This window comes from Pseudomonas sp. TWI929 (genome assembly GCF_039673335.1).
In the GTDB taxonomy this organism is placed as follows: Bacteria; Pseudomonadota; Gammaproteobacteria; order Pseudomonadales; family Pseudomonadaceae; genus Aquipseudomonas.
Genome location: NZ_JBDJLK010000140.1, coordinates 1 through 8,641, shown reverse-complemented (window position 1 = coordinate 8,641; position 8,641 = coordinate 1). Strand labels below are relative to the sequence as shown.

At 61.0% G+C, this 8,641-nt stretch carries 7 protein-coding genes and 1 pseudogene; 3 read left to right on the top strand and 5 right to left on the bottom strand.

Annotated elements, in window-relative coordinates:
* Positions 1–109: 109 nt before the first annotated feature.
* Positions 110–457: pseudogene (locus tag ABE456_RS27660) on the top strand (transcriptional regulator); the annotation flags it as partial.
* Positions 458–476: 19 nt separating this feature from the next.
* Here ABE456_RS27660 and ABE456_RS27655 read toward each other — a convergent pair.
* The 5 genes from ABE456_RS27655 to ABE456_RS27635 all read right to left on the bottom strand — a co-directional run bounded on the left by ABE456_RS27655 (position 477) and on the right by ABE456_RS27635 (position 5,008).
* On the bottom strand, positions 477–1,424 hold the full coding sequence (locus tag ABE456_RS27655) for an adenosine deaminase (RefSeq protein ID WP_346646763.1): 948 nt from the start codon (positions 1,422–1,424) through the stop codon (positions 477–479).
* Positions 1,425–1,510: 86 nt separating this feature from the next.
* Positions 1,511–2,197 carry an SDR family oxidoreductase gene (locus ABE456_RS27650; protein ID WP_346646762.1) on the bottom strand — a complete coding sequence of 229 codons (687 nt, stop codon included), beginning with the start codon at positions 2,195–2,197 and terminating at the stop codon, positions 1,511–1,513.
* Between the two features lie 546 nt (positions 2,198–2,743).
* On the bottom strand, positions 2,744–3,328 hold the full coding sequence (locus ABE456_RS27645) for a YigZ family protein (protein WP_346646761.1): 585 nt from the start codon (positions 3,326–3,328) through the stop codon (positions 2,744–2,746).
* A 9-nt stretch (positions 3,329–3,337) separates the two neighbouring features.
* On the bottom strand, positions 3,338–4,000 hold the full coding sequence (locus ABE456_RS27640) for a TetR/AcrR family transcriptional regulator (RefSeq protein ID WP_346646760.1): 663 nt from the start codon (positions 3,998–4,000) through the stop codon (positions 3,338–3,340).
* Between the two features lie 90 nt (positions 4,001–4,090).
* Entirely contained in the window at positions 4,091–5,008 is a 918-nt protein-coding gene (locus ABE456_RS27635) for a LysR family transcriptional regulator (protein WP_346646759.1), read from the bottom strand.
* Between the two features lie 118 nt (positions 5,009–5,126).
* Between ABE456_RS27635 and ABE456_RS27630 the strand changes: the two genes are divergently transcribed.
* Complete coding sequence (locus tag ABE456_RS27630) at positions 5,127–6,473, top strand: aspartate aminotransferase family protein (RefSeq protein WP_346646758.1); 1,347 nt, start codon at positions 5,127–5,129, stop codon at positions 6,471–6,473.
* A 73-nt stretch (positions 6,474–6,546) separates the two neighbouring features.
* A complete protein-coding gene (locus tag ABE456_RS27625; protein WP_023662877.1) occupies positions 6,547–8,040 on the top strand; it encodes a CoA-acylating methylmalonate-semialdehyde dehydrogenase in 1,494 nt (497 codons plus the stop codon).
* Positions 8,041–8,641 lie beyond the last annotated feature (601 nt).

Genomic DNA, 8,641 nt, shown 5'->3' with positions numbered 1-8,641 from the left:
TCAAGCGCCTCCACAGCTACAACGGCTATGAAACACCGGTAGCCATGGAGGAAAAGCTCAAGATAGCGGCATGAACCTTAACCGGTGTCCAAAATTACTTGACCAGTTCAAACTGGCTGCTGAGTTGTATCACCGTCTGGTGGTGGCCGGCTGGCTGGAGGGCAGCGGCCGACAGTTGATGGTGAGTGATGAGGGGCGGGCGCAGTTGGCGTTGGTCGGGGTTTACATCGATGCCCTGGCGCCACACCAGCAACGCGGTTGCGTGATCTGCCGCTGCACCGAGTGGGACGACCAAGGGCCGCACCTGGGCGGTGTGCTGGGCCAGGCGTTGTTCAGGTTGTTTTTGCAATCGGGCTGGATGCGCGAGGCCGAGGACACGCGGGCATTGCATATCTCGGCACTGGGTATCCAGCAGATCAATCGCATAGCCCGCGTGGCGACGTTGCAGGTCGGTTGAGCGTAACGCCCTCGTTCAATCAGACCAGCCGGGCATCCAGGCTGTTCTGGGCCAGGCGACGGGCCTGGTCTTCGGTCATGCCCAGGTGGGTGTGCAGGGCGTGGAAGTTTTCGGTGACATAGCCCCCGAAGTAGGCTGGGTCGTCCGAGTTGACCGTTACCTTCACGCCGCGCTCGAGCATGTCGAGGATGTTGTGCTGGCTCATGTGGTCGAACACGCAAAGCTTGGTGTTCGACAGCGGGCACACCGTGAGCGGGATCTGCTCGTCGATGATGCGCTGCATCAGGCGCTCGTCCTCGATGGCGCGCACGCCGTGGTCGATGCGCTTGATCTTCAGCAGGTCGAGGGCTTCCCAGATGTACTCGGGCGGGCCTTCTTCGCCGGCATGGGCAACGGCGACGAAGCCTTCGCTGCGGGCGCGGTCGAACACGCGCTGGAACTTGCTCGGCGGGTGGCCCATTTCCGAGCTGTCCAGGCCAACGGCGATGAAAGCATCGCGGAACGGCAGGGCCTGGTCGAGGGTTTTCTGCGCTTCATCTTCGCTGAGGTGGCGCAGGAAGCTGAGGATAAGGCCACTGCTGATGCCCAGTTGCTCACGGCCATCCTTCAGTGCCTGGTTGATGCCGTTGAGCACCACCTCGAAGGGGATGCCGCGGTCGGTGTGGGTTTGCGGGTCGAAGAACGGTTCGGTGTGGATAACGTTCTGCGCCTTGCAGCGTTGCAGGTAGGCCCAGGTCAGGTCGTAGAAGTCCTGCTCGGTACGCAGCACATCGGCGCCCTGGTAATACAGGTCGAGAAACTCCTGCAGGTTGTTGAAGGCATAGGCACCGCGCAAGGTCTCCACATCGGCCCAGGGCAGGGCGATCTTGTTGCGCTCGGCCAGGGCGAACAGCAGCTCGGGCTCCAGCGAGCCCTCCAGGTGCAGGTGCAGCTCGGCCTTGGGCAGGGCGTTCAACCAGTCATACATAGGGGCTTATCTCAATCAGGTACGGTTGCCGCCATTCTACAGGGGCTGGCCGGGCAATGCGCCCGGCCTGGCTGCGACCCGGTGAATCACCAGACCAAGGGTTCGCCTTTGTAGTTGATGAAGCGCAAGCCGCCGTTGCCGCTTTGTGCCTTGATCTGCTCAAGCATGCCTCGGGTGCTGGTGAGCACGTCGATCTCGGCGTTTTCACCGCCCATGTCGGTTTTCACCCAGCCCGGATGCATGGCCAGCACGCACAGGTCAGGGCGCTGCTGCTCGACGACAAAGCTGTTGATCATCGAGTTCAGCGCCGCTTTGCTGGCCTTGTACAGGCAGATTTCACCGCCGTCGGGGATGGTCACGCTACCCAGGATCGAACTCATGAAGGCCAGCACGCCGCTGCCCTCGCGTACCTGGCCGACCAGGCGGCGGGCCACACGAATCGGTGCCACGGCGTTGGTCATGAACAGGTCACCGATGTCCTTGTTTTGTACCGTCTCCAGGTCTTGCGGCAGTGGGCCCATGACGCCGGCGTTGACGAACACCAGGTCGAACACCTGGCCTTGCAGGCGTTGCCTCAGGCTATCGAGCTGGGCGGTGTCGTTCATTTCCAACTGCTCGATACGCACACCGGGCACCGCTGCCAAGGCGCCAGGCTGCTGCGGGTTGCGCACGGTGGCGGTGATGTTCCAGCCGTCTTCGTGCAGGCGTTGCACCAGGCCCAGGCCGAGCCCGCGCGAGGCGCCGATGATAAGTGCGGTTTTTGTGTTGGCCATGTGGATGCGCTCCATGATCGGTTGGCAAATAAGGGTATTGAGGATAATGCACTGGGGCCGATTTGCAGCCCTTCATCCAAAGGCGGTGCAATACCTGTGGGAGCGGCCTTGTGTCGCGAATGGGCTGCAAAGCAGCCCCAGGATTTCAGCAACACCGCAAAAGAATTGCCGGGGCCGCTTTGCGGCCCTATCGCGACGCAAGGCCGCTCCCACAAAAGGATCGCGTTCTCATATGGGTAGATCGGCTTGCAGGCTGGCTAAAAAACGATCAGTCGCGCCGCACCCTTGGCTGGCCGGGCGGTTCGCCTGTTGGCGCACGGGTTATCCACAGGCTGGTCCACAGTTATTGTGTGCAAGCTGACGTTCCCCCAGGCAGGCGTGCCTGACATCCAATTGGGGATAACTCTTGACCTTTCAGCAGTTTGCAGCTGTCATCAAACAGTGATCAAAATATGATCAAAGCTCTGCGGGCCTTGAAAGCAGTAGCCTGCAAGAGAATGCCCCAAGCTTATCCACAGGCCGGCCCACAGTTGTTGTGGGCAATGTTCAGCGCGCTTCCAGCAGAATGCGCCCGCGGCTCAGGTCGGCCAGCTGCTGCTGCAATGGCGCCAGGTGAGCGTCACCCAGGGCAACCAGCAGGTCCACGCCATTGGCGGTGAATTGTTCATCCAGGACCAGGCCGTCAACCTCTGCCAGGCGTAGTTTCACCAATGCCAGTTCGCTGAAGCTGCAACTGCAGGTGAATTCACTGCGCTGCACCAGCAGCCGCTTGGGCGCCTGTTGCAGGCACTTGTTGGCGCCGCCGCCATAGGCCCTGGCCAGGCCACCAGTGCCCAGCTGGATGCCGCCGTACCAGCGAATCACCAGCACCACCACCTGGTCGCAGTCTTGTGCTTCGATGGCCGCCAGGATCGGCCGCCCCGCAGTGCCGCCTGGTTCGCCGTCATCGCTGCTGCGGTACTGCGCGCCAAGCTTCCAGGCCCAGCAGTTGTGGGTGGCGGCCAGGTCGCTGTGGCGCTCGATGAAGCTCATTGCTTCGGCGGCGCTGCTGATTGGCCCGGCGAGGGTGATGAAACGGCTTTTGCGGATTTCCTCGCGGTATTCGCAGAGGTCGAGCAGGGTAGAAGGCATAAATGAAAGTCAGGCAGCCGGCTTGATGCCGCAGCCCTTCAGAATGATGTGGATAAGGTTGTTGCTCGCGTCTTCCATGTCCTGCTTGGTCAGGCGGCTGCGGCCGGTGACCTGGCAGATCTGGGTGGCGAAGTCGGCGTAGTGCTGGGTGCTGCCCCACAGCAGGAAGATCAGGTGTACCGGGTCGACCCGGTCCATCTTGCCGGCGTCCATCCAGGCCTGGAACACCGCAGCCCGGCCACGGAACCATTCGCGGTAGTCGGCACTGAAATATTCGGTCAGGCAGGTGCCGCCACTGATTACTTCCATGGCGAAAATCCGCGAGGCTTGCGGGTTGCGTCGGGAGAATTCCATCTTGGTGCGGATGTACTGGCTCAGGGCCTCACCCGGGTCGTCCTCGACGCTCAAGGCGTTGAAGGTGCTGTCCCACAACTCGATGATGTTGCTGAGCACGGCAATGTAAAGGCCCAGCTTGTTGGTGAAGTAATAATGCAGGTTGGCCTTGGGCAACCCCGCCTTGAGGGCGATGGTGTTCATGCTGGTGCCCTTGAAACCATGGCGCGCGAACTCGTCTTCGGCGGCCTGGATGATGGCCTGTTCGTTTTTCTGGCGGATGCGGCCCGCGGGCTTGCCCGAGGTGGAGGGGAGGTGCGCAGGGACTTCTAGGGTCATGGACGATTCCGTACGGGTCAGTGGCTGCGGCTGTCGGACAAGATTACCTGCCTGCGCCGAAGTGACAAGCGTTTGCGGCAGAGACTGGCATCAACGTGTCGCAGCCAGGCTTTCGAGGAAGCTTTCCAGCACCAGGTTCGGCCGCCGGCCTTTGCGCGTTACCCAGCTCAGGCTCAGGTCATAGAAGCGCTGACTGGGTTTGAGGGCGCGCAAGCGGCCTTGCTGCACCCAGAAGGTGGCGTAGTGGTCTGGCAGGTAGCCGATGTAGCGCCCGGTGAGGATGAGAAAGGCCATGCCTTCGCGGTCCGAAGCACTGGCGGTGCAGTTCAGCGCCTGGTAATGCGCCTGGATATCCGCCGGCAGGCGGAAGGTGGGGGTGATGGCTTCCTGGCTGTTGAGGCGGTCGTCGTCGATCTGCTGGTCATCGGCATAGAACAGCGGGTGGCCGACCGCGCAGTACAACAGCGAGCGTTCGCTGTACAACGGCTGGTACTCCAGGCCTGACAGCGGGCTGGTCTGCGGCACCACGCCGACATGCAGGCTGCCATCGAGCACGCCGTGTTCGACCTGGCTGGGTGCGATCATGCGGATCTGGATGCGCACATCGGGGCCGCGGTCCTTGAGCTCGGCCAGGGCGTGGGTAATGCGCATGTGCGGCAGGGTAACCAGGTTGTCGGTCAGGCCAATGTTCAGCTCGCCCCGTAAATGCTGGTGCAGGCCGTTGACCTCGGTGCGGAAGCTTTCCAGGGCGCTGAGCAGTTGCAGTGCCGAATGGTAGACCTCGCGGCCTTCCTCGGTCAGCGAGAAGCCGGCGCGGCCGCGTTGGCACAGGCGCAGGCCAAGGCGTTGCTCGAGGTCGTTCATCTGCTGGCTGATGGCCGAGCGGCCAATGCCGAGCACGTTCTCGGCGGCCGAGAAGCCACCGCACTCGACTACGCTGCGGTAGATCTTCAGCAGGCGGATGTCGAAGTCGCTGACCTGGGCGAGTGGATCGGGGCGTCGGCTCATTAGTTTAGTCGTGGCCTGTCTGAAGATTAGAAATGTTGGCTTTTTCAGACTTTATCGCCGTGCCAATTTAGCTGCAACAACATCCATCGTTGCCTAATCGTCTTTCGAGGAACCGCCGATGAACATGCCCGAAACCGCTACCGCCGGTATCGCCAGCCAGCTCAAGCTGGATGCCCACTGGATGCCCTACACCGCCAACCGCAACTTCCAGCGCGACCCACGCCTGATCGTGGCGGCCGAAGGCAACTACCTGGTCGATGACCAAGGGCGCAAGATCTTCGATGCCCTGTCTGGGCTATGGACCTGCGGTGCCGGGCATACCCGCAAGGAAATCACCGACGCGGTGACCCGTCAGCTGGCTACCCTGGACTACTCCCCGGCGTTCCAGTTCGGCCACCCGTTGTCGTTCCAGCTGGCTGAAAAGATTGCCGAGCTGGTGCCGGGCGACCTGAACCATGTGTTCTATACCAACTCCGGTTCCGAGTGCGCCGACACCGCGCTGAAGATGGTGCGTGCCTACTGGCGCCTGAAAGGCCAGGCGACCAAGACCAAGATCATCGGCCGTGCCCGTGGCTACCACGGGGTGAACATCGCCGGTACCAGCCTGGGTGGCGTAAACGGTAACCGCAAGATGTTCGGTCAGCTGCTGGACGTCGATCACCTGCCTCACACCGTGCTGCCGGTGAACGCCTTCTCCAAAGGCATGCCGGAAGAGGGCGGTATCGCCCTGGCTGACGAAATGCTCAAGCTGATCGAGCTGCACGATGCCTCCAACATCGCTGCAGTGATCGTCGAGCCGTTGGCAGGTTCCGCCGGCGTACTGCCGCCGCCAAAGGGTTACCTGAAGCGCCTGCGTGAAATCTGCACCCAGCACAACATCCTGCTGATCTTCGACGAAGTGATCACCGGTTTCGGCCGCATGGGCGCGATGACCGGCTCCGAAGCCTTCGGCGTTACCCCGGACCTGATGTGCATCGCCAAGCAGGTGACCAACGGCGCCATCCCGATGGGCGCAGTGATCGCCAGCAGCGAGATCTACCAGACCTTCATGAACCAGCCGACCCCGGAATACGCCGTTGAATTCCCGCACGGCTATACCTATTCGGCCCACCCGGTAGCCTGTGCCGCCGGTATCGCCGCGCTGGACCTGCTGCAGAAGGAAAACCTGGTGCAGTCCGCCGCCGAACTGGCGCCGCACTTCGAGAAGCTGCTGCACGGCGTGAAAGGCACCAAGAACATCGTCGATATCCGCAACTACGGCCTGGCCGGCGCCATCCAGATCGCTGCCCGCGACGGTGATGCCATCGTCCGTCCGTATGAAGCGGCGATGAAACTGTGGAAGGCTGGCTTCTACGTACGCTTCGGTGGCGACACCCTGCAGTTCGGCCCAACCTTCAACACCACGCCGCAGGAACTGGACCGCCTGTTCGACGCAGTGGGCGAAACCCTGAACCTGATCGACTGATCTTTCCGAATTTGATGCCAGGTGCGTGAACGTATCGCGCGCCAGCCGCTACCTTCTTTATCTGGAGTTTTGCATGAGCATTGTTCAGCACCTGATCCACGGCGAACTGGTTACCAAGGGTGAGCGCACCGCCGATGTCTTCAACCCGTCCACCGGCCAGGCCGTGCGCAAGGTCGAGCTGGCCAGCCGCGCGACCGTGCAGGAAGCCATCGATTCCGCCAAGGCGGCCTTCCCGGCCTGGCGCAATACCCCGCCGGCCAAGCGCGCCCAGGTGATGTTCCGCTTCAAGCAACTGCTGGAGCAGAACGAAGCGCGTATCTCGCAGATGATCAGCGAAGAGCACGGCAAAACCCTGGAAGACGCCGCCGGCGAACTGAAGCGTGGTATCGAGAACGTCGAGTTTGCCTGCGCAGCGCCGGAAGTGCTGAAAGGCGAGTACAGCCGTAACGTGGGCCCGAACATCGACGCCTGGTCCGACTTCCAGCCGCTGGGTGTGGTTGCCGGTATCACCCCGTTCAACTTCCCGGCCATGGTGCCGCTGTGGATGTACCCGCTGGCCATCGCCTGCGGTAACGCCTTCATCCTCAAGCCTTCCGAGCGTGACCCAAGCTCGACCCTGTTCATTGCCCAGCTGCTGCTGGAAGCCGGCCTGCCGAAGGGCATCCTTAACGTGGTGCACGGTGACAAGGAAGCGGTGGATGCGCTGATCGAAGCGCCTGAAGTGAAAGCGCTGAGCTTTGTTGGTTCTACCCCGATCGCCGAGTACATCTATGCCGAAGGCACCAAGCGCGGCAAGCGTGTGCAGGCGCTGGGTGGTGCGAAGAACCACGCAGTGCTGATGCCGGATGCCGACCTGGACAACGCGGTCAGCGCACTGATGGGCGCAGCCTATGGTTCGTGTGGCGAGCGTTGCATGGCCATTTCGGTGGCAGTGTGCGTGGGCGACCAGGTGGCCGATGCCCTGATTGCCAAGCTGGAGCCGCAGATCAAGGCGCTGAAGATTGGTGCTGGCACTTCGTGCGGCCTGGACATGGGTCCACTGGTGACCGCTGCTGCGCGTGACAAGGTAGTGGGTTACATCGATGACGGCGTTGCCGCTGGCGCCAAGCTGGTGGTGGATGGCCGTGGCTTCCGAGTGGCCGGTAATGAAGATGGCTACTTCGTCGGTGGCACCCTGTTCGACAAGGTGACCCCGGAGATGCGTATCTATAAAGAAGAGATCTTTGGCCCGGTGCTGTGCGTGGTACGGGTGAACAGCCTGGAGCAGGCCATGCAGCTGATCAACGATCACGAGTATGGCAACGGTACCTGCATCTTTACCCGTGACGGCGAAGCGGCGCGCCTGTTCTGTGACGAGATTGAAGTGGGCATGGTTGGTGTCAACGTGCCGCTGCCGGTGCCAGTGGCTTACCACAGCTTTGGTGGCTGGAAGCGTTCGCTGTTTGGTGACCTGCATGCCTATGGCCCGGACGGGGTGCGCTTCTATACCCGTCGCAAGGCGATCACCCAGCGCTGGCCGCAGCGGGCTAGCCACGAGGCATCGCAGTTTGCATTCCCTAGCTTGTAAGGGGTGAGGGAGTAGCGGGGAGGCCGGTAGGCCTCCCCGTTTTGTTTTTGGGGGTTGGTTGTTGCTGTGCTGTGGCGGGCGTCAGGGCGGCGCTCGATCTCATAGGCGCTGCATGTGTTGTGGCAGGCACTTGTCGGCCTTGATACGGTCTTCGCCTGGAATATTTCAATTAAATGAAATTAAAGGTTGACGCCCTTTCGAATCCCCTTATAATGCGCCCCACTTCCAGCGACAACGGAACGACAAACTCCTTGAGATTCAACGAGTTAGCCGATTCGGAAAGCGCTGAAAGGGCTACGATCAACTGATCGTCAGTGGTTGAGAAGAAGGTTGACAGCGGTTTTAAACGCTGTAGAATTCGCCTCCCGCTACGACAGATCGCAGCGAGTCAAGTGTTTGAAGCTAAACGAGTTTCTCGCAAAAACTTCAAAATAAATGCTTGACAGCAAATGAGGAAAGCGTAGAATGCGCGCCTCGGTTGAGACGAAAGGCTCTTAACCAAACGCTCTTTAACAAATCGAATCAAGCAATTCGTGTGGGTGCTTGTGAGTACGGACTGATAGTCAAAAAGATTATCAGCATCACAAGTGGCCATGCGAGA